Here is a 25588-nt window from a genome sequence, read left to right as displayed (position 1 = left end):
CTCGGTGTGGTCGGGGGCGGACTGCGGTGGGGACGGGACGCGGGGCGTGGGATGGGGACTGGACACGTTCGAGCTCCGTTCGGCTCGCTCGGGTTTGGGCCGCGACTCGCCCGAGACGGGGACGAATCGTGGTGGCCAAATCGATTTGGCCGCCAGTATGTGAGGGCCGGGTGGGCGCGTCAAGGGTTGCGCACGACTCGGGTTCCCACCGCTTCGCGGCCGGATTGCCGCAGACATGGCGGGCACGTTTGATGGAAAGGGAGGCTCTGGCCCCGGGTGGGCCGTCCGTTCGGAAGGAGAGGCGATCGTGGATCTCGTACTGCGTCCCGGAAGAGCGCAGGACGCCCAGGAGTGCGGCAGGATCTGCTTCGAGGCCTTCGACGGCATCGCCCGCGGGCACGGGTTCCGGTCGGACATACCGGGTGTCGAACCGGCCACGGAGATGTTCCGGATGGTGTTCGGCCACCCCGGCTTCTACACCGTGGTGGCCGAACTCGACGGCCGGATCGTGGGCAGCAACTGCCTCGACGAGCGGTCACCCGTCGCCGGCGTCGGGCCGATCACCGTCGACCCCGCCGTACAGAACGGCGGAATCGGGCGCCGGCTCATGCTCGATGTGATGCAGCGGGCGGCCGAGCGCCAGGCGCCCGGCATCCGGCTGCTGCAGAGCGGCTACCACTGCCGGTCGTTCGCGCTCTACGCCGGGCTCGGGTTCGAGTTCCGCGAGACGGTGGCCTGCCTGCAGGGCCCGCCCATCGGCGGGGCGGTGCCGGGGTACGAGGTGCGTGCGGCCACGGACGCGGACCTGGCGGCCTGCAACGACCTGTGCCGGAGGGTCCACGGGGCCGACCGTGGCGGAGAGCTGGTCGACGCGCTCAAGGCGGGCACCGCCCGCGTGACCGAGCACGGCGGACGGATCACCGGATACGCCACGGACCTGTCCTTCTTCGCCCACGCGGTCGGCGAGACCACGGAGGACGTCCGGGCGCTCATCGCCGCCGCGCCCGCCTTCGGCGGTCCCGGCATCCTCGTACCGGCGCGCAACAGCGCCCTGTTGCAGTGGTGTCTCGGCAACGGGCTCAAGGTGCAGCAGCTCATGAGCCTGATGACCATCGGCCTCTACAGCGAGCCGGCCGGGGCGTACCTGCCGTCCATCCTCTACTGACCCTGGGACCCGCCGGGGCTACAGCGCCGTCAGTACACGCGGCCCTTCGTCCGTGATCGCGACCGTGTGTTCCGTGTGCGCCGCGCGGCTGCCGTCCAGGGTGCGGACCGTCCAGCCGTCGCGGTCCGTGCGGTGGTCGTCGCCGCCGCCGGCGATCAGCATCGGCTCGATGGCCAGCACCATGCCGTGGCGCAGCGGCATCCCGCGACCCGGCCGGCCCTCGTTCGGCACGCCCGGGTCCTCGTGCATCCGGCGCCCCACCCCGTGGCCGCCGAACCCGTCCGGGATGCCGTACCCGGCGGCGCGGCACACGCGGCCGATCGCGTGCGAGATGTCACCGATGCGGTTGCCGACGACCGCCGCCGCGATACCCGCGTCCAGCGCCTCGTACGCCGTGTCGATCAGCCGTGTGTCCGCCGGGCGTGCCTGCCCGACCGTGAAGCTGATCGCCGCGTCGCCCACCCAGCCGTCCAGGACGGCACCGCAGTCGACGCTGACGAGGTCGCCGTCGCGCAGCCGGTAACCGTCCGGTACGCCGTGCACGATCGCGTCGTTGACGGACGTACAGATCACCGCCGGGAACGGCACCGGCGCCCACTGTGGGCGGTATCCGAGGAAGGGCGAGCCCGCGCCCGCCTCGCGCAGCACCTCGCGCGCGGCGGCGTCGAGCGCGCCGAGCGTGACTCCGGGGGCCGCCGCCCCTCGTACTGCCGCCAGGGTCTCGGCGACGACGCGGCCCGAGGCGCGCATGGCCTCCAGGAAGGCGTCGGTCTTGATCTCCACCATGCCAATTATTATACCGGTATTAGTATGGGCTCATGGTCCGAACCCCCCTCACCCCCGAAGAGCGCGAACGCGGCGAGCGCCTCGGTCGGTTGCTGTGCGAGGCGCGCGGTCCGCGCAGCATGGTCGAGATCGCGGCGGCCGCCGGGCTCTCGGCGGAGACCCTCCGCAAGATCGAGACGGGTCGCGCCCCGACCCCCGCCTTCTTCACGGTCGCGGCGCTGGCGGGGGTGCTGGACCTGTCGATGGACGACCTCGTCGCCCGGTGCGCGCTGGTGCCTTCCTGACCGATGCACACCGCGTGCGTCACGTATCGCCGAGGCCAGGGCGGCGTACGAGGACGTTCGGGGAGTAGGGTCGCGGCCGTGATACCTGAAGGGTTGCGGCACGGCCGCTATGTCAGCCTGACCACCTTCCGCAAGGACGGTACGGGGGTCGCCACACCGGTCTGGTACGCGGTGGACGGCGACGAACTGTACGTCTGGACCCGCGTCGACTCCTGGAAGGTCAAGCGGCTGCGCCGCGACAGCCGGGTCGTCGTCACCGCGTGCGACATGCGCGGCCGCGTGGCGGACGGCGCCGCCCGCGCCGAGGGCACGGCACGGCTGCTGGACGACCTCAAGGGCGTACGCAAGCTGCTGGCGCGCAAATACGGCTGGCAGTTCTGGCTGGCCGACCTTCCGGCGGCGCTGGTGCGGCGCGGCAAGCGGCCCCACATCGGCATCGCCGTGAAACTCACGCCCGAAAAGCTCCCGTAGCCCGCCCGTAACACGGCTGAGGTCGAATGCCTCCGGACCGGAGGATTCCAGTCGGCTGTGGGCAGGGGCATACATGACGGTGCATCACCTCCCGGAGGAGGTCGAGGCGTTCGCGCGCCACCTCGGGCGCCTGGTCGCGGTGCTCGACGAGGGCGGCGGCTGGTACGGCGTCTTCCGGCAGCGTGACCCCGACGGGATGCGGGCTTGCCTCGACGGCGCGGAGGTACCGCCCTGGGACGTGGTCGAGTCGCTGCTCCAGGACCTCGCCGCCGTGCGGGGCGGCACCCTGCCGGAGTCGGAGGCGGTACGGGTACGGCACCTGCACGCCGCCGCGGCCGCCGCGCACGACCGGCGCCCGGGCGGCCGGGAGGCGCTGCGTGAGCGGCTCGCCCTGATGGTGCGGGAGCAGGCGGGCGCGGTGCGGCGCGGGGAGGAGCTGGTTGCCCTGCTGGGGACGGTCCCGGAGGGCTCACCGGACGCGGAACGGCTCGCCCACGACCTCGCCTGGGTGCGCGACGACCATGCCAGGGCGACGGCCCGGATCGAGGAGCTGGGCGCCCGCCTGGCGGCGCTCCCCGAAACGCCGGCTCCCGCGCCCCGCGAGCGGAGCCGTACCGCCGCCGGCGCCAAGCCCAGGAAACGCCCCCGGGGCGCCCGGTACGCCTGGCTCGAGGACGTGGACGAGGACGCCCTCCCGGACGCCGCCCCCGAGCCCGATCCCGTACCGCACCTGCCCCCCACCGCCGCCGCCCCGCGCGGGGCCCGCTTCGGCGGCGGCCCCGGCCAAGGCGGCCCCGGCCAAGGCCCCGGACAGGCCCCCGGCCAAGGCCCCGGACACGGCGGGCCCGAACGAGAACGACAACAGCCGAAACCGCAACAGCCCTACGAGAACCCGGATGACGCCGCCCGCCGCGCCGCCCACGACACCGTCACCGCCCTGCTGCGCCTCCGCGCCGAGGGCCGGGGCGGCGAGGCGCACGTCCTGCTCTGCGAGGCCGCCGCCTGGCCCGCCGCCCGGCTGCCCCTGCTCGCCGCCGAGCTCCACCGGGCCGGCCTGGCCCCCGACTGGGCCACCCTCCTGTGGGAGGCCGCCTCCCTCCCGCCCGAGCGGCTCGTGGACCTCTCCGGGGCGCTCACGGCCGCCGGGCGGGACCAGGACGCCCGGCAGCTGCTGCGCCAGGGCGTGGCCCGGCCGACCGCCGAGACGGCCGCCGCCGTGCTGGCGCTGGACGAGGCCGGCCGGCCCGAGGAGGCCCAGGCGCTGGTCGACGCGTTCGTCCGGTCGCGTACGGCCGAGGACGCCGCCCGCCTCGCCGCGTACGCGCCGTACCGCCTCGTGCCGCACCTGCTGTCCGCCGCCCGCGCCCTCGCCGCCACGTCCCCGTCGCACGAGCGCGATCTGGTGCACGCCCTCCGCGTCGCGGGCCTGTCCGGAGCCTGAACAACAAGCTGCGCATCCTGGCCGATGTGGACCACTCGGGTACGAAACATGATCGACTCCGGCGGTTGATGGCGGCGGTCTTGCCCAGGGATGTGACGAGGCTTACGTTCGCTTCCTACGCACCCCGTCTACGTGCGTAGAGGCTCTCTGACGCCGTGCCGAAGGAGCAGCTCATGTCCCACATCGTGCGCGCCGCCCTCGTCCAGGCGACCTGGACCGGCGACACCGAATCCATGATCGCCAAGCATGAGGAGCACGCCCGGGAGGCGGCCCGGCAGGGCGCCAAGGTCATCGGCTTCCAAGAGGTGTTCAACGCCCCCTACTTCTGCCAGGTCCAGGAGCCGGAGCACTACCGCTGGGCCGAGCCCGTCCCCGACGGCCCGACCGTGCGGCGCATGCGGGAGCTGGCCCGTGAGACCGGCATGGTGATCGTCGTGCCGGTCTTCGAGGTCGACGGCCCCGGCTTCTACTACAACACCGCCGCCGTGATCGACGCCGACGGCTCCTACCTCGGCAAATACCGCAAGCACCACATCCCCCAGGTCAGGGGCTTCTGGGAGAAGTACTACTTCAGGCCCGGCAATCTCGGCTGGCCGGTCTTCGACACCGCCGTCGGCCGCGTCGGCGTCTACATCTGCTACGACCGCCACTTCCCCGAGGGCTGGCGCCAACTCGGCCTGAACGGCGCCCAGCTGGTCTACAACCCCTCCGCCACCCACCGCGGCCTGTCCTCCCACCTCTGGCAGCTGGAGCAGCCCGCGGCCGCCGTCGCCAACCTCTACTACGTCGCCGCCATCAATCGCGTCGGACAGGAGGAGTACGGGGACAACGACTTCTACGGCACCAGCTACTTCGTCGACCCGCGCGGCCAGTTCGTCGGCGACGTCGCCTCCGACAAGGAGGAGGAACTGCTCGTCCGCGACCTCGACTTCCGTCTCATCGACGACGTACGGCAGACGTGGGCGTTCTACCGCGACCGGCGTCCCGACGCGTACGACGGGCTGGTGCAACCGTGAACACCGACCTCCACGCCCGCCACAGGGCCGTCATCCCCGACTGGGTCTCGCTCTACTACCAGGACCCCATCGAGATCACCCACGGCGAGGGACGGTACGTCTGGGACGCGACCGGCAAGCGCTACCTCGACTTCTTCGGCGGCATCCTCACCACCATGACCGCCCACGCCCTCCCCGAGGTCACCAAGGCCGTCACCGAACAGGCCGGGCGGATCATCCACTCCTCCACCCTCTACCTCAACCGCCCCATGGTGGAGCTCGCCGAGCGCGTCGCGCACCTCTCCGGCATCCCCGACGCCCGCGTCTTCTTCACCACCTCCGGTACGGAGGCGAACGACACCGCCCTGCTGCTGGCCACCGCGTACCGCCGCACCAACCAGATCCTCGCGATGCGCAACAGCTACCACGGCCGGTCCTTCTCCGCCGTGTCCGTCACCGGCAACCGCTCCTGGTCGCCGACCACCCTCTCGCCGCTCCAGACGCTGTACGTGCACGGCGGCGTCCGCACCCGCGGACCGTACGCGCACCTGACCGACGCGCGGTTCATCGAGGCGTGCGTCGCCGACCTCGAAGACCTGCTCGGGCACACCGCCGACGTCGCCGCGCTGATCGCCGAGCCGATCCAGGGCGTCGGGGGCTTCACCTCCCCGCCCGACGGGCTGTACGCCGCGTTCCGCGAGGTCCTCGCCCCTCGGGGCATCCTGTGGATCGCCGACGAGGTGCAGACCGGGTGGGGCCGTACCGGCGAGCACTTCTGGGGCTGGCAGGCGCACGCCGCGAGCGGCCCGCCCGACATCCTCACCTTCGCCAAGGGCATCGGCAACGGCATGTCCATCGGCGGTGTCGTCGCCCGCGCCGAGGTCATGAACTGCCTGGACGCCAACTCCATCTCCACCTTCGGCGGCTCACCCATCACCATGGCCGCCGGCCTCGCGAACCTCTCCTACCTCCTCGAACACGACCTCCAGGGCAACGCCCGGCGCGTCGGCGGGCTGCTCATCGCACGGCTGCGCGCCATCGCGGCGAGCAACGCGCTTGTACGCGAAGTGCGCGGCCGAGGCCTGATGATCGGCATCGAACTGGTGAAACCCGGCTCGGACGAGGCCCACCCGCAAGCCGCCGCCGCCGTCCTCGAAGCGGCCCGCGAGGGCGGGCTGCTCATCGGCAAGGGCGGCGGCCACGACACCAGCGTCCTGCGTATCGCCCCGCCCCTCTCCCTGACCGTCGCCGAGGCCGAGGAGGGCGCCGCGATCCTCGAACGGGCCCTGCGCTCCATCTGACCCAAGGGGGCGAACCACGCCATGAGCACCACCCGCACCCTCATCCGAGGCGGCCTCGTCATCACCGCCACCGACGAGACCCACGCCGACGTCCTGATAGAGGACGGCCGCATCGTCGCGCTCGCCGCCCACGGCTCCACCGTCTCCGAGTCGTGGACCGCCGAGCGGACCATCGACGCGACGGGCAAGTACGTCATCCCGGGCGGCGTCGACGCCCACACCCACATGGAGCTGCCCTTCGGCGGGACCTTCGCCTCCGACGACTTCGAGACCGGTACCCGCGCGGCCGCGTGGGGCGGCACCACCACCATCGTCGACTTCGCCGTCCAGACCAGGGGCCACGCCCTGCGCGACGGCCTCGACGCCTGGCACGCCAAGGCCGACGGCAAGTGCGCCATCGACTACGCCTTCCACATGATCCTCTCCGACGTCGACGAGTCCTCGCTCAAGGAGATGGACCTGCTGGTGGAGGAGGGCGTCACGTCCTTCAAGCTCTTCATGGCCTACCCCGGCGTCTTCTACAGCGACGACGGGCAGATCCTGCGCGCCATGCAGCGCGCCACCGTCAACGGCGGGCTGATCATGATGCACGCCGAGAACGGCATCGCGATCGACGTCCTCGTCGAACAGGCCCTCGCCCGTGGCGAGACCGACCCCCGCTACCACGGCGAGGTCCGCAAGGTGCTCCTGGAGGCCGAGGCCACCCACCGCGCCATCCAGCTTGCCCGGGTCGCCGGCGGGGCCCCGCTGTACGTGGTGCACGTCTCCGCCGAGGAGGCCGTCGCCGAACTCGCCGCCGCCCGCGACAAGGGCCTCGACGTCTTCGGCGAGACCTGCCCCCAGTACCTCTTCCTGTCCACCGACAACCTCGCCGAGCCCGGATTCGAGGGCGCCAAGTACGTGTGCAGTACGCCGCTCAGGCCCCGCGAGCACCAGGCGGCGCTGTGGCGGGGCCTGCGCACCAACGACCTCCAGGTCGTCTCCACCGACCACTGCCCCTTCTGCTTCACGGGCCAGAAGGAGCTCGGACGGGGCGACTTCTCCAAGATCCCCAACGGGCTGCCCGGCGTCGAGAACCGGATGGACCTCCTCCACCAGGCCGTCCTCGACGGGCACATCAGCCGCCGCCGCTGGATCGAGATCGCCTGCGCGGCGCCCGCCAGGATGTTCGGCCTGTACCCGAAGAAGGGCACCATCGCGCCCGGCGCCGACGCCGACGTCGTCGTCTACGACCCGCACACCGAGCAGACCATCTCCGCCGCCACCCACCACATGAACGTCGACTACTCGGCGTACGAGGGGAAGACCGTCACCGGGCAGGTCGAGACCGTCCTGTCGCGCGGCCGGGTCGTCATCGACCGGCGCACCTACACCGGCCGCGCCGGGCACGGCGTCTACACCCCCCGCTCCACCTGCCAGTACCTGAACTAGGAGGCCGGGACAGTGGACTTTGGACTCGTCCTGCAGACCGACCCGCCCGGCTCCGCCGTGGTCGGCCTGATGCGGCGCGCGGAACGCAACGGCTTCCGTTACGGCTGGACCTTCGACTCCGCCGTGCTGTGGCAGGAACCGTTCGTCATCTACAGCCGCGTCCTGGAGCACACCAAGAAACTGATCGTCGGCCCGATGGTCACCAACCCGGGCACCAGGACGTGGGAGGTCACCGCCTCCACCTTCGCCACCCTCAACGACATGTACGGCAACCGCACCGTGTGCGGCATCGGGCGCGGCGACTCCGCGATGCGCGTCGCCGGCCGCAAGCCCAACACCCTCGCCCGGCTCGGCGAGGCGATCGACGTCATCCGCGACCTCGCGGAGGGCCGGGAAGCGGTCGTCGACGGGCAGCCGCTGCGCATCCCCTGGGTACGGAACGGGAAACTGCCCGTGTGGATGGCGGCGTACGGGCCCAAGGCCCTCGCCCTCGCGGGACAGAAGGCGGACGGATTCATCCTCCAGCTCGCCGACCCGTTCCTGACCGAGTGGATGATCAAGGCGGTGCGGAAGGCGGCCGAGGAGGCGGGCCGCGACCCGGCCTCGGTCACCATCTGCGTCGCCGCGCCCGCGTACGTCGGCGACGACCTGGCGCACGCGCGTGACCAGTGCCGCTGGTTCGGCGGCATGGTCGGCAACCACGTGGCGGACCTGGTGAGCCGGTACGGCGAGCACTCCGGGCTGGTGCCCGAGGCGCTCACCTCGTACATCAAGGCCCGTCAGGGCTACGACTACAGCCACCACGGCCGCGCCGGGAACCCCTCCACCGACTTCGTCCCCGACGAGATCGTCGACCGCTTCTGCCTGCTGGGCCCGCCGGCCGCCCACATCGCGAAGCTCAAGGCGCTCAAGGCCCTGGGCGTCGACCAGTTCGCGGTGTACGACATGCATGACGCGAAGGAAGCGACGATCGACGCGTACGGCTCCGAGATCATCCCCGCGCTGAACGCCTGACCGCCTGACCGGTCCGGGAACGAAGGGTTGCGCCGCCATGACCGACACCGTTCCGATATCCGGGGGGCGCGTCGACCTCACGCCCACCGACATCCCCGCCGACTCCCGGTTCGTCAACGAGGACCTCCTGCCCGTCCCGGTGGAACGGCGCCGCTGGACCACCTACAACTTCGCGGCCCTCTGGATCGGCATGGCCCACAACATCCCGTCCTGGATGCTCGCCTCGGGGCTCGTCGCGCTCGGGATGGACTGGAAGCAGGCCGTCTTCACGATCGCGCTGGCCAACGTCATCGTCCTCGTACCGATGCTGCTGACCGGGCACGCCGGCCCCAAGTACGGCATCCCCTTCCCGGTCCTGGCGCGGGCGTCGTTCGGGCTGCGCGGCGCCAATCTGCCGGCGCTGATCCGGGCCGGGGTGGCGTGCGCGTGGTTCGGGATCCAGACGTGGATCGGCGGGCAGGGCATTTTCGTCCTGCTCGGCAAGGTCTTCGGCGGCGAGTGGACCCAGGTGGCGCGGGTCGGTGGCCAGCCGTGGACGCTGTGGCTGTGCTTCGGGCTCTTCTGGGCGCTCGAACTGGCCATCATCTACCGGGGCATGGAGGCGCTGCGGCGGTTCGAGAACTGGGCGGCGCCCTTCGTCATCGTCGGCGCGCTGGTGCTGCTGGCGTGGATCACGGCCAAGGCGGGCGGGCTCGGGCCGCTGCTGGACCAGCCGTCGGCGCTCGGGTGGGGCGCGGACTTCTGGCCGGTCTTCTTCCCCTCCCTCATGGGCATGATCGCCTTCTGGGCGACCCTGTCGCTGAACATCCCCGACTTCACCCGCTTCGGCGCCGGGCAGCGCGCCCAGATCTGGGGCCAGACGCTGGGCCTGCCCACCACCATGACGCTGTTCGCCCTGCTGTCCGTCTTCGTGACGTCCGGCTCCCAGGCGGTGTACGGGGCGGCGGTCTGGGACCCGGTCGCGCTCGCCGCCCGGACGGACAACGTCTTCGGGCTGCTGTTCGCCCTCGTGACCGTGCTCGTCGCGACGATCTCGGTGAACATCGCGGCGAACGTCGTCTCACCCGCGTACGACCTCGCCAACCTCGCCCCGAAACTGATCAACTTCCGTACCGGGGCGCTGATCACGGGCGTGGTCGGGGTGGTGATCATGCCGTGGAAGCTGACCGAGACCCCCGAGCTGTACATCTTCACCTGGCTGGGGCTGGTGGGCGGCATGCTCGGTACGGTGGCGGGCATCCTCATCGCCGACTACTGGATCGTCCGGCGCACCGTCCTGGACCTCCCCGACCTGTACCGGCCGGGCGGCCGCTACTGGTACGTACGCGGGTGGAACCCGGCGGCGGTCGCGGCGTTCGTCGTCGGGGGCGTACTCGCGGTGGGCGGGTCGCACTCGGCGCCGGGGAAGGGGCCGTTCCCGGAGGACGGGCTGATCCCGCTGCTGAAGCCGCTCGCGGACTACGGGTGGGCGGTGGGGCTGGCGGCATCGCTGGTGCTGTACGTGGCGCTGATGGCGCGCCGGACTCCCTGACACCGTACTTACTCTCCAGTAGCCTGCCGTTCATGTCCTTCGACGGAATCACGTCCATGCGCGACGCCCTGACGGCCGGTCAGGTCCCGTCCGTGTCCCTGGTGCAGGCCTCGCTCGACCGGATCGAGGCCACCCAGGGCACGGTGAACGCCTTCCGCTGCGTCCGTGCGGCCGCCGCACTCGCCGAGGCCGAGGACGCCGACCGCCGCCTCGCGGCAGGGGAACGGGCGCCCTTGCTCGGCGTCCCCGTCGCCGTCAAGGACGACACCGACGTGGCCGGGCTGCCCACCCGCTTCGGCTGCGACGGCGACATACCGCCGGCGCGGGAGGACGGGGAGGCGGTACGCCGCCTTCGCGCCGCCGGAGCCGTCATCGTCGGCAAGACCAACTCCTGCGAGCTGGGCCAGTGGCCGTTCACCGAGGGCCCCGCCTTCGGCGCCACCCGCAACCCGTGGAACACCGACCACACGCCCGGCGGCTCGTCGGGCGGTTCGGCGGCCGCCGTCGCCGCCGGGCTCGTCCCCGCCGCCCTGGGCTCGGACGGCGCGGGCTCCATCCGCATCCCCGCCGCCTGGACCCACCTGGTGGGCATCAAACCGCAGCGCGGCCGGGTCTCCGTCCACCCGTACACCGACTGCTTCGAGGGCCTGACCGTCAACGGCCCCCTCGCCCGTACGGTCGCCGACGCGGCCCTCCTCCTCGACGCCGCTTCCGGGGCCCACCCCGCCGAGCGGTACCACCCCGCCCCCGTCGACGCCTCCGCCGCCGCCCGCCGCGAACCCGGCCCTCTCCGTATCGCCCTGGCGTGGCGCTCCGCCTTCACCGCCACGCACAACCCGCTCCACCCCGGCGTACGCCGCGCCGTCACCGCCCTCGCCGAGGCCCTCGCCCGCCTGGGCCACACCGTCGAGGAGGCCCGCCCGCGCTACGGCCTCATCGGCTTGAGCTTCCTGCCCCGCGCCACCGCCGGCATCGCCGCCTACGCCGACCGGCACCCCGACCCCTCCCTCCTGGACCCGCGCACCCGCAGCGCCACCCGCACCGGCCGCCGCCTGGCCGGCCGGGCCCTGCGCGCGGCCCGCGCCCGCGAGGCCCACCAGCACCGCCGGATCGGCGCCCTCTTCGCCACGTACGACGTCCTCCTCACCCCCACCACGGCGGCGCCCCCGCCCCGCATAGGCGCCTTCGATCCCCTCCCCGCCTGGCGCACCGACCTCACCATGGCCGCCGCCTGTCCCTACGCCTGGCCCTGGAACGTCCTGGGCTGGCCCGGCGTCAACATCCCCGCCGGCTTCACGTCGGACGGCCTCCCGGTCGGCGCCCAACTCCTCGGCCCGGCGGGCAGCGAGGAGCGGCTCATCTCCCTCGCCGCCCAGCTGGAGGCCGACCAGAAGTGGTACGAGCGGATACCGCCGCCGGGTGATCACCGGAAGGGGTGATGCGCGGGGGAGACCGACGGAGGCGCCGGCACGCGACGGCCCGCACCCCTCCGGGACACCGGTACGGCTGCCGGAACCGTTCGGGATCGAGCTGGACACCACCGAGTTCTGAGGGCTCCGCGCCCCGCCTCAGGCCGGTGAGCAGGCGGCTCCGTTCAGGGTGAAGGCCGCCGGGGGCTCGTTGGAGCCGTTCCAGGTGCCCAGGAACCCGAGGCTCACCGCGCCGTTCGCCGGGATGACGGAGGTGTACGAGGCCGGTGTCACCGTGACCGCCGGGCCGTTGCGCGTGGGGGTGCCGCCCCACATCTGGGTGATGGTCTGGCCGTCCGGGAACTGCCACACCAGGGTCCAGCCGTTGACAGGGGCGGAGCCCCTGTTGCGTACGGTCAGCTCGCCCTGGAAGCCGCCCGTCCACTGGCCGGTGACACGGTAGGTGACCGCGCACGGCGCGGTGCCGCCCGTGCCCGCGTAGACCGTCGCCTCCTTGGAGGTGTGCGCGATGCCGTTCGGGCCGTGGAAGATCCGCCGGCCCCAGGGGGTCAGCGCGGTGGCGTCGAAGCCGGCGGCCATGTCGAGGTACTCGACCCCGCCGCCGTTGCCGCTCCACGACCAGCCGAGGTAGCCCAGGCCGAGGGCCTGGGTGGCGGCGAGGATGGTGTCCTCGTCGGGGTCGCCGTCCGAGTGGTTGTGCCCGAACTCGCCCACCACGAGGGGGAGCCGGGCGGCGACGAAGTGGTTGAGGTAGGCGGTGATCTCGGCGGCCGTGTCGAAGACCCCGTACATGTGGACGGAGAAGACGGTGTTGCGCTCCGGGTCCGCCGCGAAGACGGAGGCGGCGTTGTCCCGCATGGTGAACGACCAGTCCTGGCCCCAGTTCGGCGCGTCCACCATCAGCGTGTGGGCGAACCCGGCGGCGCGCAGCTTCTGGATGGCGGCCTTGGTGTCGGCGGTCCAGCCGCTCGCGCCGGTGTTGCCGTACGGCTCGTTGCCGATGTTGACGATGACGTACCGCTCCTGGCCCTCCAGCGCGCTCTTGACGCCGATCCAGTAGTCGGCCGCGCGGGACAGGGACACGGCGCCGCTCTGTTCGCCGTACCCGGTCGTGTCGTGGGCCTCCAGCACGCAGATCAGCCGGTGCTGCTTGCACTGCGCGACGACGGCCGCGACGTCGGCCGGGTCGTTGCGGGCCCACCGGTCACCGGTGCTGAGCACCACCCGTACGGTGTTGGCGCCCAGGGCCTTGATGTCCGCCAGGGAACCGGTCCTGGTCGGGAACCAGGTGTGGGCGTGGTTGACGCCCCGCATGACGAAGTCGTTGCCGTTGGACTCGAGGAGACGTCCGCTGTCGCTGACGCGGAAGCCGGGGGCGGCTGCGGTGTCCGTTGCCGTGGCTGTCGCGGCCTGGGCCGGGGCGAGCGATGCCCCGAGCACGCCGGTCAGCCCCAGGACGGCGGCCGCCAGGGCGGTTCGTAATCTCATACGGAACTCCTGTGTGTGGGGGGTCGGTGTGGGGGTCAGCCCACGGTGACGGCGGGAATGGGATTGCTGCCGCTCCAGGTGCCGTTGAAGCCGAAGGAGACCGACCCGCCGGGGGGAACGGAACCGTTCCAGGGGGCGGGGGAGCAGGTGACGCGCGTGCCCTCCTGCCGGCAGGTGGCGTTCCACACGTGGGTGAGCCGCTGGCCCGCGCCGAAGTCCCAGGCCGCCTGCCAGTTCGTCAGGGACGCACCCGGCGGGCACGTGATCGTGACGTTCGCGGTGAAGCCGCCGCCCCACTGGTTGGCGACCGCATAGGTGGCGGTGCAGGCGCCGCCACCCGGCGGAGGCGTCGTCCCGCCGCCGCCGAGGGCCGTGGCCACGGCGTAGTAGGCGGGCTTGGGCCGGTAGTTGGCGTCGTACATCGTGGCGGCGCCGTACCCGGGGAAGACGTCCGGCACCCAGGAGTCGGCGTCGGAGATGTCCCAGCCGGTGATGCCCACGCAGCGGCTGACGGCGAGGCAGGCCTTGACGACGGCGCTGTAGTCGGCGGCCTGCTGGGTCAGCTTGGCGTCGGTGGCAGGGAGCTGCATCCGTACGTCCAGCTCGGTGATCGCCACGTCGACACCGAGATCGGCGAACCGCTGGATGTTGGCCTGGAGGGTGGACGGTACCTGGCCGAGGATGAAGTGCGCCTGAAGGCCGACGCCGTCGATGGGCGCGCCCTGCGCCTTGAGCGACCTGACCAGGTTGTAGAGGGCGTCGCTCTTCGCGTTGAGGCCTTCGACGTTGTAGTCGTTGAGGTACAGCTTCGCGCCGGGGTCGGCCTGCCGGGCCCACCGGAGCGCGTCGGCCACGTACCCGGGGCCCATGGCGTTGTACCAGAGGGAGGGCCGGTACGTGCCGTCCTCGTTGAACATCTCGTTGACGACGTCCCAGGCGGCGATCTTCCCCCGGTACCGGCCCGCCTCGGTGGCGATGTGCCGTTCGAGGATGGCGCGCAGCTCGGCGGCGCTGAAGCCGCCGTTGGTCAGCCAGCCCGGGTTCTGGCTGTGCCACACCAGGGTGTGGCCGCGCACCTGCTGGCCGTGCTCCTGCGCGAAGGCGACGATCTGGTCGGCCTCCGCCCAGTCGTAGGAGCCCCGGGTCGGCTCGACGGAGCTCCACTTCATGGCGTTCTCGGGGGTGAGGGAGCTGAACTGCGCACCGGCGATGGCCGCGTACTGGGCGTTCCCGCTCAGCTTGTACCCGGCCACCGCGTTGCCGATGTGGATGCCCTTGGCGGCGGCGAGGTCCCGCAGCGGGGTGTCGGCCGCGTGGGCGGTCGAGGGCAGCGCGAGCGCGCCCAGGGCGGTGCAGACGCACAGGGCGGCGGCGGAGGCGGCACGCCTGAGCCGTGCTCGTGCTGTCGCGGCCTTGCGGGACAGGAGGTGGCGCACGGGGTGGTCCTTTCCTCTCGGGGATCGCGTCAGGAGCTGGTGCACAGCAGCGTGGGCGCCTCCGGGCTGCCGGTGGCGGTGAAACCGAACGACACGGTGCCCGCCGGTGCGACACCGCCGTTCCAGGCCGTGTTGCGTACGGTGGCCCTGGCGCCGTCCACCGTGAGGGATCCGTTCCAGAGGCTGGTGACGGTCCGGCCGCCGAGGTCCCAGCTCACCGCCCAGCCGGTCAGCGGCGCGGCGCCGGTGTTCCGCACGGTGATCTCGGCCTGGAACCCGCCCGACCAGGAGTTGCTGACCCTCTGCTGGGCGGTGCAGCCCGCCGAAGGCGTGGGAGTCGGCGTGGGTGTCGGGGTCGGCGTCGGGGTCGGGGTCGGGGTGGGACTCGGGTCCGGACCGGGGCCTGGGCCGGGCGTCGTCCCGTCGGGCGTCGCGCCCCACTGCCTGTCCGCACCCTCCATCAGGACGATGTTCGGCGCGTCGGCCGGCGTGCTCCCCGGAGTCGTCGGGACCGACCGGAACGACCAGTCGTTCGCCGGGTCCCACGCCCCCGCGGAGGTGATCCGGAACTGCACCTCCTTGCGGTACGCGGACTGGCCCGCCGGCGCGATCGTCGCGTCGGAGCAGTCGACGGTCACGTAGTAGACGTTGTCCCTGTACTGCGTCGGGCCCGTCACCTTGCCGCACTGGTTGTAGTTCGTGGTGTGGCTGATCTGCGCGGGCGTGACGCCGGGCTCCAGCGTGAAGTAGTAGCGCAGCGAACTGCTGGTCAACGCCCGCGCCGGCCACGCCGACTTGTTGATCAGGTAGGCCTTGATCTCGGTGAAGCCCGGGCCCGAGGCGTTCACCGACGCCTGGACGGACATCTCCGCGCCGTCGGGCCGCTCGGGTTTCGGGAAGTCGGCGAGCGGACTGCCGCCGTACTCGGCGTACAGACGCGCCAGCGCCCCCGTGAAGGCCGCGTTGTAGTCGGTGGCGACCTCGTTGTTCACGTAGTTGGAGCGGTCGTCGGTGTATGAGTCGTCCGGCGCGCTCGGGCCGCCGACCAGCGCTCCGTACAGGACGTGACGGCTCTCGACGGGGTTGTTGATCTGGTCGGTCCACGAGCCGTGGCCGGTCCTGTGGTGCGGCTTGGTGGGCGGGTTGGCGCCGAAGCCGACGACGTAGCTCGATTTGCGCGGGTTGTCGCCCAGCGCGTAGTTGATCTGGCGGACGGCGAAGTCGTGGTAGCGGGCCTTGCGGACCGGGTCACCGGTCAGCCAGTCGGAGTACGACAGGGCCGCGAACGACGTGTTGGCGGCGTACCGCAGCGATCCCCAGCTGTCGAGGACGGCCTGACCACCGGGCGAGTACCGGACCCGGTTGCCGTTGACGCCGACGGTCCACCAGTCGAGCCAGCGGTTCGCGTCGTCGACGTACCTCTGCTTCCCGGTGAGCTGCGCCAGCAGCACGTACGCGCCGTAGGAGCTGTCGTCCCAGGACAGGGTCCACCGGTAGGAGCGGGTGGTCGTCTGGGGCTCCGTCGACAGGCTGTCGTAGTACGACTCGGCCTTGGCGAGGTAGGCGGGGTCACCGGTCGCCTTGTGGAGCCAGATCGCTCCCCAGACCAGCTCGTCGTGGTAGCCGCTCCAGGAGTTGTAGTACGACCGCGCGTCGGTGATGCAGTCGCTGTACTTGCCCCGGTAGGTGTCGGCGAAGGCGTACAGCTGCTTGGCGTGCGTGAGGAGCTTGCCCGCGTACGCGGGGTCGCTGTCGGCGAACACCATGGACGACGACGCCATGGCGGCGGCCGTCTGGCCCGCCCGGTCCGATCCGGGGCAGGACGCGTCGATCTTGTAGGCCGGCCGTTCCATCGGCATCACCTCGGCCGGGCCCCACCAGGCGTGGTCCTTGGCGCCGTTGCCGACCTGCCCGTACAGCACATGGGGGGCGGGGTGCGCCTTGACGAAGTAGTCGTTGACGAAGCGGAGGTTGTCCTTGAGGTGTCCGAGCTGTCCGGCGGACGTGTACGCGGCCTTCTGCTCCACGCCGCCCCAGGCGAGCATGGTGGCCGAGAAGGCCATCGGCAGCCCGAACTTGACGTGGTCGCCCGCGTCGTACCAGCCGCCGGTCAGGTCGAGCCCGACGTCCTTGCCGTCGTCGAGGGCGGAATCGCCGCGCCAGTTCACGCGGTTGGTGTCCGGGAGCGTGCCGGACTGCTGGGCCTCGTAGAACAGGACCGACTTCTGGAGGGCCTCGCCGTAGTTGAACGCGGGCGCGGCGGCGGCCGGGGACGCGGAGGTGAAGAGGGGGAGCAGGGGGAGGAGGAGACCGGCGGCGAGCGCCCCGGCGAGCGCCGGTGTGCGGGCCGGGCGCAACGGACCGTCCACTGTGGTGTTGCCTTTCCGTCGAGGGGGAGGAAGGGGGTACACGTACAGAGGTGGGAGCGCTCCCATGCGCGGTGCTCATAAAGCCAGGAGAGTGTGGGCATGTCAATAGTCCCCGTAGGAACTGGTGCACGGACGGGTGCGAACCCGGCGACCAGGGCGGCCGGCGTCTAGGGCACCCGTGCCGTCCACTGTGGGGAGCCGAACTTGGTCCGCGCCAGCTCACGCGCGCGTGCCATCTCGTGGTCCGTGACCGTGCCCTCGGACAGCCCGTACCGCTCACGGAACGAGCCGATCATCTTCTCGATGACCGTCGCGCGGGGCAGCCCCGTCTGGCGGCGCAGCGGGTCGACGCGCTTCTTCGCGCTCCTCGTGCCCTTGTCGGAGAGCTTCTCCCGGCCGATGCGCAGCACGTCCGTCATCTTGTCGGCGTCGATGTCGTACGCCATGGTCACATGGTGCAGTACGGCTCCCTCGCCGCCCACCACGCGCTTCTGCGCCGCCCCGGCGATCTTGCCCGCCTCGGTGGCGATGTCGTTGAGCGGCTGGTACCAGGCCTTGATGCCCATGTCGCCGAACGCGCCCAGCACCCAGTCGTCGAGGTAGGCGTAGCTGTCCGTGAAGGACAGCCCCTGCACCAGGGCGTCGGGCACGGACAGTGAGTACGTGATGGTGTTGCCCGGCTCGATGAACATGGCCCCGCCGCCACTGATCCGGCGTACGACGGCGATGCCGTGCCGCTCGGCGGCCTCCGTGTCCACCTCGTTGCGCAGCGACTGGAAGCTGCCGATCACCACGGCCGGCGCGCCCCATTCCCACACGCGCAGCGTCGGCGGACGGCGCCCGGCGGCGACCTCGGCGGTGAGGACCTCGTCGAGCGCCATGTGCAGGGCGGGCGGCTGGGGCCCGTCGTGGACGAGCTGCCAGTCGTAGTCGGTCCAGTCGGTGGCGTGCGCCAGGGCGCGCCGTACCGCGACCCCGATCCCCTCGGTGGTGAGCCCGAACATCTGCGTCCCCGGCGGCAGCGCCGCGTCGATCCGGGCGGCCAGCCCCGACGCGTCGGTATCGGCCGGTGCGCCCTCCAGGGCGCCATCGATGGCGAGCAGCGCCTCGTCGGGCTCCAGGAAGAAGTCCCCGCCGACCCTCACCCGGCGCAGGACGCCGTCCTCCGCGTCGAGGTCGACGACCACGAGCTTGCCGCCGGGCACCTTGTATTCACCGTGCACGTCTTACTCCCCGTCTCCCGTTCTCCGCCTCCGGACAACCGTCATATCAGGCTATGCCTGGATTGCGCAGGGCTGGAAATCGATATCGAATCGGAGGTTTGAAAAGCGTTTCGCGCATGCGGAGGAGGCAAGCAGGGGGGCATGAACAATCCCCGTCCCCAGCCCCAAGAGGGCATGCCCGTGAATGACCCCTACAACCCCTATGACCCGAACCGGAACACCTATGCGCCCCATAGGGACGGCGCCGGAGTGAATCGGGCGGCCTTGGCCATCCATACGATTGCGGACATCGCGGCAGGTTTTCTGGCGCTATGGATCCTGCTGTATTTGCTCGACGCCAACCAGGGAAACGTCTTCGTCGGTTTTGTGCGGAGTGTGGCGGACTGGCTGGCCGGCTGGTCCCAGGACATCTTCACCATGGAGACCGAAGGCCTGCGCGTCCTCCTCAATTACGGCCTGCCCGCGGTGATTTACCTGCTGCTCGGGCACGGGATCGCCGCACGGGTACGTCGCATCTGACCGAATTCCGGTCGGGTGCTCCCGGTACGCCGGTGAGGCCCGTGTTTCACGTGCACGGGCCTCATGGCGTCGAATCTTCGCAGGAGCGTCACAAGGACTGCGCGTCACCTCCGGCAGGCGTCATTAGCGTTACTGGCCGCTCCCACCGCGTGCGAACGTGAACACAGAAAGACCGCCGATGGACTATTGCTCCGCATGCCGCCGGAATCTCAACGGGGCATTCGTGTGTCCGGGTTGCGGCGCCTACGCCCCCGACATAGCCCCTGCCGCCCCGCGCCTCCACAGCGGGGTGGCGTCCCACGCCGCGACGCTGCAGGCATCCGACGACGCGACGGCGGACAGGTCCGGCGCGTCGGACGGGCCGGGCGCGTCGGACGTGTCCGTACCCAGCTCCTCCAGCGACTTCGAGAGCGGCGCCTCGCCCAAGGGCCAGGGCCGCGCCGCGCGACGCAGGCAGCTGGCGCGGTGGAAGAAACACCGGCGCCGGGCCGTGGCCGCGACGGCCGTCGCCCTCGTCGGCGGCGGCCTCACCATGGCCGCGCTGCCGAGCGCCAGGCCTTCCACCAGCCACACCCACGCGGCTCCGCCACCGGAGCCGGTGGCCACGCCGACGTCCACGTCCACGTCCCGGACGGCGACCGGCGACTCGTCGTCCACGCAGCCGGACACCACGGACACCCCTGCCGCCCAGCATCCCAGTACCCGGCAGCAGAACACGGCCGCCGCGACGCCTGCCTCGCCGGCCACCGGTCACCGGCCGGACGCCGCCACGGTCCACCCTCCGGCGCCCGCTGGCCAGGCGCCCCACGCCACCGCCGCGGCCGAGCCGGCCAAGAGGACGGACACCGGCAACGCCGACGCCGCGCCCCCGGCCGCCGCCGAACCGACCCCGGCCCCGACCCCGGCCCCGGAGGCACCCATACCGCCCGCTCCCGGCGAAGACACCACCACGGCGCCCACCGGCACCTCACTGGCGAACCTTCTGCCGGGCTCCTCGGCGGACGAACCGGCATCACCGACGCAGGTGTGCCTGCTCGGTGCGTGCCTGGGGTGAGCGCCCCTCCGTCACACCTGGTGGGCGGCCGGTGTGCCGAGCATCGCCGATGCCGCCTGGAGCGGTGTGAGGGCGGCGACGGTGTCGGCGGCGGCGAGGGCCGGCGCCTTGTTGCACGTGAAGCCGAGGCGGGTGAGTGCCCGGGTCACTTCGGCGGCGGTGAAGTCACGGCGGTCCTGCCTCGTGATGACCTCACCGACCTGCTTCACCGGATAGTGGCGGCGGCCGATGATCACGGACTCGCCCGTGATGGGCTCGGGCTTGATGCCCTTCATCGATTCCTGCACCTCGTGCTTGACGAGGTCGAAGGGGAAACGGGCGATGACGCAGCGCATGGTGCCTCGGCAAGTTGAGGGAGAGGGGCGCGGAGCTGAGCCGGCCCGTGACTGGTTCGGAGGGAACAGCAGATACGTGCACGTGCGCCTGAGAGCCCATAAGGGCTTGCAAGGGCGCGGATTACGCGGCCGCGCATAAGGGAGCCGGTTACGCGGCCGCGTAATGGCGCCCCCTTACGCGGCCGCGTAAAGGCGCAGGCTACGCGGCCGCGCGTAATGGCGACCCGTTACGCGGCCGTGCCTGAAGGCGACCGGTTACGCGGCCGTGCCGTTGCGCACCGGACGGCGGCGCGCCCGGCCCGGGCGGCTGCGGCGGCCGGCGGCAGAAGCGCCGCCGCCCTTGGCCCGCTCCACGACCGGCGCCGTGATGGTGACGGGGACGCCGGGAGGGGTCTGGGCCCCGGTGATGCGGCTCAGTTCCGCCTCGCCGGAGCGGACCTGGGTGGCCTGCGGGGTGATCCCCGCATCGGCCATCAAGCGGCTCATGGTGCGGCGCTGGTTGGGCAGCACCAGGGTGACCACGCTGCCGGACTCGCCCGCGCGGGCGGTGCGGCCACCGCGGTGCAGGTAGTCCTTGTGGTCGGTCGGCGGGTCGACGTTCACGACGAGGTCGAGGTTGTCGACGTGGATGCCGCGTGCCGCGACGTTGGTCGCCACCAGCACCGTGACGTGCCCGGTCTTGAACTGGGCCAGCGTACGGGTGCGTTGGGGCTGCGACTTTCCGCCGTGCAGGGCGGACGCGCGTACCCCGATGGCCAGGAGGTCCTTGGTGAGCCGGTCCACGGCGTGCTTGGTGTCGAGGAACATGATCACCCGGCCGTCGCGCGCGGCGATCTCCGTGACGGTGGCGTGCTTGTCGGCGCCGTGCACATGGAGCAGGTGGTGCTCCATCGTGGTGACGGCCCCCGCCGAGGGGTCCACGGAGTGGACCACCGGGTCGTGGAGGTAGCGGCGGACGAGCAGGTCGACGTTGCGGTCCAGGGTGGCGGAGAACAGCATCCGCTGGCCTCCGGTGCGTACCTGGTCGAGCAGTGCGGTGACCTGGGGCATGAAGCCCATGTCGGCCATCTGGTCGGCCTCGTCCAGGACGGTGATGTCGACCTGGTCCAGCCGGCAGGCGCCACGGTCGATCAGGTCCTTGAGCCGGCCGGGTGTCGCGACGACGACCTCGGCCCCGGAGCGCAGGGAGCCCGCCTGGCGGCCGATCGACATGCCGCCGACCACGGTGGTGAGCCGCAGGCGCAGCGAGCGGGCGTACGGAGTGAGCGCGTCGGTGACCTGCTGGGCCAGTTCCCGGGTGGGTACGAGGACGAGGGCCAGCGGCTGCTTGGGCTCGGCGCGCTTCCCGGCCGTGCGGGCCAGCAGAGCGAGGCCGAACGCCAGCGTCTTGCCGGAGCCGGTGCGGCCGCGGCCCAGGACGTCCCGGCCGGCCAGCGTGTTCGGCAGGGTCGCCGCCTGGATCGGGAACGGTACGGTCATGCCTTCGGCGGTGAGCGCCGCGAGCAGGGGCGCCGGCATGTCGAGGCCGGCGAACGTCTCGACGGGCGGGAGCGCCGGGGTGAGGGTGACCGGCAGGGCGAACTCGCCCTGCGGCGCGGCGGGACGACTGTGGCCGCGGAAACGGCCGGGGCCGCCCGACCGGTTCGGCGCGCCGGAGCGGTCCGGGGAGCCGGAGCGGAAGGACTTTCCGCCCGTGGCGGCGGGTCCACCCGTGCGGTTGCGGGAGTAACGGTCGTTCGAACGGGACATGCGGTTCATGCGGAACCTTCCTCGATGCGGCACGTATCGAGGAAATTTCCAGCGGCGCAGCCGCGGGGAGAATCGCAAGATCGAGCCGAAGAAATGAGACGGACCGGCCAGGCCGAATTCAGCGTGCCGGTGCGGGGTGAGCGGCGGGCCGCGGGCCTGTGACCACAGGGCGGGTGGGGCGCTCGGGAAAAAGCAACGAGCTGGGGCCCGCACCCAAGGTGCGGGCCCCAGCTACGTGGTGGTACGCGTCGCGTCAGACGGAGACGATGTTCTCGGCCGTCGGGCCCTTCTGGCCCTGCGCGATGTCGAAGGACACCTTCTGGCCTTCCTGCAGCTCACGGAAGCCGGACGAGGCGATGTTCGAGTAGTGGGCGAAGACGTCGGGGCCGCCACCGTCCTGCTCGATGAAGCCGAAACCCTTTTCCGCGTTGAACCACTTCACGGTGCCAGTAGCCATGTCATATCTCCTTCGGGGCAGTGCCCAGGGGTTCGCACTGTGCGAACCCCGAGTCGCCGCGATGATCGCCCCGTCCGGAAAATATCACCGGAAATACAAAAGTGCTCTCGTCGGTACTTGGACCGGTGAGGGCACTTGAAGTCTTTGGGAACCACAACTGCAACTGAAATCGACAGTAGCACGGAACGGGCAGCCGTGCACGGATGCTTTCCCGCATTCGAAAAACGGTCCAGAAATTCTGCAGTTGCCGGGGTAGATATTCACCATCGGCCGGGTGTCACCTCCAGGCCGGACGAGGGCCCGACCCGGAGCTGGACCCGGGTCCAGCTCCCGGGCCGGCCCGGGGTCAGCCCGCGGTCCGGCGGGGTCCATGAGCCCCGCCTCTTCGATCCTGCCGTCAAGGAAGAGGGAAATCTGCACCCGCCGCTGTAGACATTGGTGGATGCCGGGGCTAGGGTTCACCTCGTAGCCAGAAGCTCGAGAGAGGAGCAGACGCCATCAGGATCGCCCGGGCGAGGACGCAGCCGCCCGGGACTCGCAGGCCCCGGATTGGAAGGTGGTCCCCGGTCACGCATCGACGATCCCCGCATCGGTCGCCCTCCGGGGCGGACACGCGGAACCGCAGAACGGCGCCCAGCGCCGGTAGATGGTGTTGAAACCCCTCGGGGCCCTGGTGTCGTACGGCACCAGGGCCCCTCGATTGCGTCCCCACGAAGAGGTGCCAGTGACCCGAGAGACCCCACAGAACGCCGCCGACAAGCTCGATGACGACGACTACCCCGCCTACACCATGGGCCGCGCCGCGGAACTGACCGGCACCACGCCCGCGTTCCTCCGCGCCCTGGGCGACGCCCGGCTCATCACCCCGCTGCGGTCCGAGGGCGGCCACCGCCGCTACTCCCGCTACCAGCTGCGCATCGCTGTCCGTGCCCGCGAACTCGTCGACCAGGGCACCCCGGTCGACGCCGCCTGCCGCATCATCATCCTTGAGGACCAGCTCGAAGAAGCCCAGCGCCTCAACGAGGAACTGCGCCGCTCGCGCGCGGGCTCGAACCCGTCGGCCGCCTCCTGAACGCGGTCGACGGCCCGCCCGCCGATCACGGACGTCCCATTCCCCGAGGCCGCACAGTGAGGTGACAGGCCGTATGTTCACCACCCGACCGACCCTCCAGGGCACCTTCGGGATGGTGTCCTCCACCCACTGGCTGGCCTCCCAGTCGGCCATGGCCGTCCTGGAGGACGGCGGCAACGCCTTCGACGCCGCCGTCGCCGCCGGGTTCGTCCTGCACGTCGTGGAGCCGCACCTCAACGGCCCCGCCGGAGAGGTGCCGGTCATCCTCGCGCCCGCCGGCGGCGAGGTGCGGGTGCTGTGCGGCCAGGGCCCCGCCCCGGCCGGCGCGACCATCGAGCACTACCGCTCCCTCGGCCTCGGCCTGGTGCCCGGCACAGGGCCGCTGGCCGCCGCCGTGCCCGGCGCGTTCGACGCGTGGATGCTCCTGCTGCGCGACCACGGCACCAGGTCCCTCGCCCAGGTCCTGCGGTACGCCATCGAGTACGCGGAGGCCGGGCACGCGCCCGTGGAGCGGGTCGGCGCCACGGTGGAGACCGTACGCGCGCTCTTCGAGAACGAGTGGACCTCCTCCGCCGACGTCTACCTCCCGGGCGGCCGGCCCCCCGCCCCCGGGCGGCTGTTCCGCAACCCCGCCCTCGCCCGTACCTGGCGCCGCCTCATCGACGAGGCGACCGTCGCGGCCGGTGACGACCGGACCGGCCAGATCGAGGAGGCCCGGCGGATCTGGCGGCAGGGCTTCATCGCCGAGGCGCTCGTACGCCAGGCGGGGCGCCCCACCATGGACACCAGCGGCGCCCACCACACCGGCACCCTGACCGCCGCCGACCTGGCGGGCTGGTCCGCGACGTACGAGGACCCGGTCACGTACGACTGGAACGGCTGGACCGTGTGCAAGGCGGGCGGCTGGAGCCAGGGCCCCGTGTTCCTCCAGCAACTCGCCCTGCTGCCCGGCCGCCTGCCCCCGTACGGCTCCGCCGACTACGTCCACCTGCTCGTCGAGGGCTGCAAGCTGGCCATGGCGGACCGCGAGGCCTGGTACGGGGACGCCGCCGACGTCCCGCTCGACACCCTGCTCTCCGCCCCGTACAACGCCGAACGGCGCGCACTGGTCGGAAAGAAGGCCTCCTACGAGCTGCGCCCCGGCAGCCCCGGCGGCCGTACGCCGCGCCTGAGCGCCCACGCCGTCGCCGTCGCCGAGGGCCGGCCCGGCTTCGGCGCCCCGGCCGTTCCGGTGGCGGCCGGGGCCGGCGAGCCGACCGTCGCCGGCCAGGCCCCGCCGGCCGACGGGCCCGCGGTCGCCCTCGACGTCCCGCCGGCCGACGGGCCCGCGGTCGCCCTCGACGTCCCGCCGGCGGGCGGGCCGACGGTCGCCCTCGACGTCCCGCCGGCCGGAGAGCCGGCCGTCCGGCGCGACGGCGCCACCCGGGGCGACACCTGTCACCTCGACGTCGTCGACCGGTGGGGCAACATGGTCGCGGCCACGCCCAGCGGCGGCTGGCTCCAGTCCAACCCGGTCGTGCCCGAACTGGGCTTCCCGCTCGGCACCCGGCTCCAGATGGCGTGGCTGGACCCCGGCCTGCCGAACTCCCTGACGCCCGGCCGCCGCCCCCGCACCACGCTCACGCCGTCCCTGGCGTTGCGCGAGGGGGTCGCCGTCATGGCGTTCGGGACGCCGGGCGGCGACCAGCAGGACCAGTGGGCGCTGCACTTCTTCCTCGCCGTCACGCACGGCGGACTGGACCTCCAGGCCGCGATCGACGCGCCGAACTGGCACAACGACGGCTTCCCCGGCTCCTTCCACCCGCGCGGCATGCGGCCGGGCGGGCTCACCGTCGAGTCCCGGACGGACCCGGCCGTCGTCGAGGACCTGCGCCGCCGCGGACACGACGTCACGGTCGGCGGCCCCTGGTCGGAAGGGCGGCTGTGCGCGGTGGCCCGGGATCCGCGCACCGGGATCCTGTCGGCGGCGGCGAACCCGCGAGGGATGCAGGGGTACGCGGTCGGGCGCTGACCCGCCCACGCGATGTCAGTGGGCCG

General features: G+C 71.9%; 22 protein-coding genes. 14 read left to right on the top strand and 8 right to left on the bottom strand.

Features of this window, described 5'->3' with window-relative positions; translation table 11 throughout:
* Positions 1–307 precede the first annotated feature (307 nt).
* A complete protein-coding gene (locus AMK26_RS14120; RefSeq protein ID WP_073754970.1) occupies positions 308–1165 on the top strand; it encodes a GNAT family N-acetyltransferase in 858 nt (285 codons plus the stop codon).
* Positions 1166–1183: 18 nt separating this feature from the next.
* On the opposite strand, the gene map is transcribed toward AMK26_RS14120, so the two are convergent.
* Positions 1184–1951 (bottom strand): type I methionyl aminopeptidase, encoded by a 768-nt coding sequence (gene map, locus AMK26_RS14115; RefSeq protein WP_073754969.1) that lies wholly within the window; start codon positions 1949–1951, stop codon positions 1184–1186.
* Between the two features lie 32 nt (positions 1952–1983).
* Between map and AMK26_RS14110 the strand changes: the two genes are divergently transcribed.
* The 9 genes from AMK26_RS14110 to AMK26_RS14070 all read left to right on the top strand — a co-directional run bounded on the left by AMK26_RS14110 (position 1984) and on the right by AMK26_RS14070 (position 11858).
* A complete protein-coding gene (locus tag AMK26_RS14110) occupies positions 1984–2235 on the top strand; it encodes a helix-turn-helix domain-containing protein (RefSeq protein WP_073754968.1) in 252 nt (83 codons plus the stop codon).
* Positions 2236–2313: 78 nt separating this feature from the next.
* Positions 2314–2706 (top strand): PPOX class F420-dependent oxidoreductase, encoded by a 393-nt coding sequence (locus AMK26_RS14105; RefSeq protein ID WP_073754967.1) that lies wholly within the window; start codon positions 2314–2316, stop codon positions 2704–2706.
* 73 nt (positions 2707–2779) lie between these two features.
* The gene (locus AMK26_RS14100) at positions 2780–4147 is read left to right on the top strand and encodes a hypothetical protein (protein ID WP_073754966.1); all 1368 of its coding nucleotides are present in this window, start codon (positions 2780–2782) and stop codon (positions 4145–4147) included.
* 173 nt (positions 4148–4320) lie between these two features.
* Positions 4321–5163, top strand: coding sequence for a nitrilase-related carbon-nitrogen hydrolase (locus AMK26_RS14095; protein ID WP_073754965.1), 843 nt, complete (start codon positions 4321–4323; stop codon positions 5161–5163).
* Complete coding sequence (locus AMK26_RS14090) at positions 5160–6443, top strand: aspartate aminotransferase family protein (protein ID WP_073754964.1); 1284 nt, start codon at positions 5160–5162, stop codon at positions 6441–6443. The genes AMK26_RS14095 and AMK26_RS14090 overlap by 4 nt, the downstream gene beginning before the upstream one ends.
* 21 nt (positions 6444–6464) lie before the next feature.
* Positions 6465–7874 carry a dihydropyrimidinase gene (gene hydA / locus AMK26_RS14085; protein WP_073754963.1) on the top strand — a complete coding sequence of 470 codons (1410 nt, stop codon included), beginning with the start codon at positions 6465–6467 and terminating at the stop codon, positions 7872–7874.
* A gap of 12 nt (positions 7875–7886) precedes the next feature.
* Positions 7887–8888, top strand: coding sequence for a TIGR03842 family LLM class F420-dependent oxidoreductase (locus AMK26_RS14080; protein ID WP_073754962.1), 1002 nt, complete (start codon positions 7887–7889; stop codon positions 8886–8888).
* A 37-nt stretch (positions 8889–8925) separates the two neighbouring features.
* Complete coding sequence (locus tag AMK26_RS14075; protein WP_107420946.1) at positions 8926–10419, top strand: NCS1 family nucleobase:cation symporter-1; 1494 nt, start codon at positions 8926–8928, stop codon at positions 10417–10419.
* Positions 10420–10475: 56 nt separating this feature from the next.
* Positions 10476–11858 (top strand): amidase, encoded by a 1383-nt coding sequence (locus tag AMK26_RS14070; RefSeq protein WP_443333164.1) that lies wholly within the window; start codon positions 10476–10478, stop codon positions 11856–11858.
* Positions 11859–11987: 129 nt separating this feature from the next.
* Here AMK26_RS14070 and AMK26_RS14065 read toward each other — a convergent pair whose 3' ends face one another.
* The 4 genes from AMK26_RS14065 to AMK26_RS14050 all read right to left on the bottom strand — a co-directional run bounded on the left by AMK26_RS14065 (position 11988) and on the right by AMK26_RS14050 (position 18365).
* Positions 11988–13337: a cellulase family glycosylhydrolase gene (locus AMK26_RS14065; RefSeq protein ID WP_073754959.1), complete on the bottom strand. Its 1350-nt coding sequence runs from the start codon at positions 13335–13337 to the stop codon at positions 11988–11990.
* Between the two features lie 35 nt (positions 13338–13372).
* Entirely contained in the window at positions 13373–14773 is a 1401-nt protein-coding gene (locus AMK26_RS14060) for an endo-1,4-beta-xylanase (RefSeq protein WP_443333160.1), read from the bottom strand.
* A gap of 29 nt (positions 14774–14802) precedes the next feature.
* On the bottom strand, positions 14803–17142 hold the full coding sequence (locus AMK26_RS14055; protein ID WP_241837887.1) for a glycoside hydrolase family 9 protein: 2340 nt from the start codon (positions 17140–17142) through the stop codon (positions 14803–14805).
* A 167-nt stretch (positions 17143–17309) separates the two neighbouring features.
* Positions 17310–18365, bottom strand: a complete 1056-nt coding sequence (locus AMK26_RS14050) for a lipoate--protein ligase family protein (protein ID WP_073754957.1) — start codon at positions 18363–18365, stop codon at positions 17310–17312.
* 174 nt (positions 18366–18539) lie between these two features.
* Between AMK26_RS14050 and AMK26_RS14045 the strand changes: the two genes are divergently transcribed.
* Both AMK26_RS14045 and AMK26_RS36965 read left to right on the top strand, forming a co-directional pair.
* Positions 18540–18884 (top strand): hypothetical protein, encoded by a 345-nt coding sequence (locus AMK26_RS14045; protein ID WP_073754956.1) that lies wholly within the window; start codon positions 18540–18542, stop codon positions 18882–18884.
* Between the two features lie 178 nt (positions 18885–19062).
* Complete coding sequence (locus tag AMK26_RS36965; RefSeq protein WP_073754955.1) at positions 19063–19938, top strand: SCO2400 family protein; 876 nt, start codon at positions 19063–19065, stop codon at positions 19936–19938.
* 11 nt (positions 19939–19949) lie between these two features.
* Here the strand turns inward: AMK26_RS36965 and AMK26_RS14035 are convergent, their stop codons facing one another.
* The 3 genes from AMK26_RS14035 to AMK26_RS14025 all read right to left on the bottom strand — a co-directional run bounded on the left by AMK26_RS14035 (position 19950) and on the right by AMK26_RS14025 (position 22479).
* Complete coding sequence (locus tag AMK26_RS14035; RefSeq protein WP_073754954.1) at positions 19950–20273, bottom strand: SCO5918 family protein; 324 nt, start codon at positions 20271–20273, stop codon at positions 19950–19952.
* 255 nt (positions 20274–20528) lie between these two features.
* Positions 20529–22031 (bottom strand): DEAD/DEAH box helicase, encoded by a 1503-nt coding sequence (locus AMK26_RS14030; protein ID WP_073754953.1) that lies wholly within the window; start codon positions 22029–22031, stop codon positions 20529–20531.
* Between the two features lie 244 nt (positions 22032–22275).
* Positions 22276–22479 (bottom strand): cold-shock protein, encoded by a 204-nt coding sequence (locus tag AMK26_RS14025; protein ID WP_073754952.1) that lies wholly within the window; start codon positions 22477–22479, stop codon positions 22276–22278.
* A 790-nt stretch (positions 22480–23269) separates the two neighbouring features.
* On the opposite strand from AMK26_RS14025, the gene AMK26_RS14020 reads away from it, so the two are divergent.
* Both AMK26_RS14020 and AMK26_RS14015 read left to right on the top strand, forming a co-directional pair.
* On the top strand, positions 23270–23551 hold the full coding sequence (locus AMK26_RS14020) for a helix-turn-helix domain-containing protein (RefSeq protein WP_443333163.1): 282 nt from the start codon (positions 23270–23272) through the stop codon (positions 23549–23551).
* A gap of 73 nt (positions 23552–23624) precedes the next feature.
* Complete coding sequence (locus AMK26_RS14015) at positions 23625–25562, top strand: gamma-glutamyltransferase family protein (RefSeq protein ID WP_073754950.1); 1938 nt, start codon at positions 23625–23627, stop codon at positions 25560–25562.
* Positions 25563–25588 lie beyond the last annotated feature (26 nt).

The organism is Streptomyces sp. CB03234 (assembly GCF_001905885.1).
Lineage (GTDB): Bacteria > Actinomycetota > Actinomycetes > Streptomycetales > Streptomycetaceae > Streptomyces.
The sequence above is the reverse complement of the archived record's forward strand: the minus strand, read 5'-3'. Positions and strand labels throughout refer to the sequence as shown.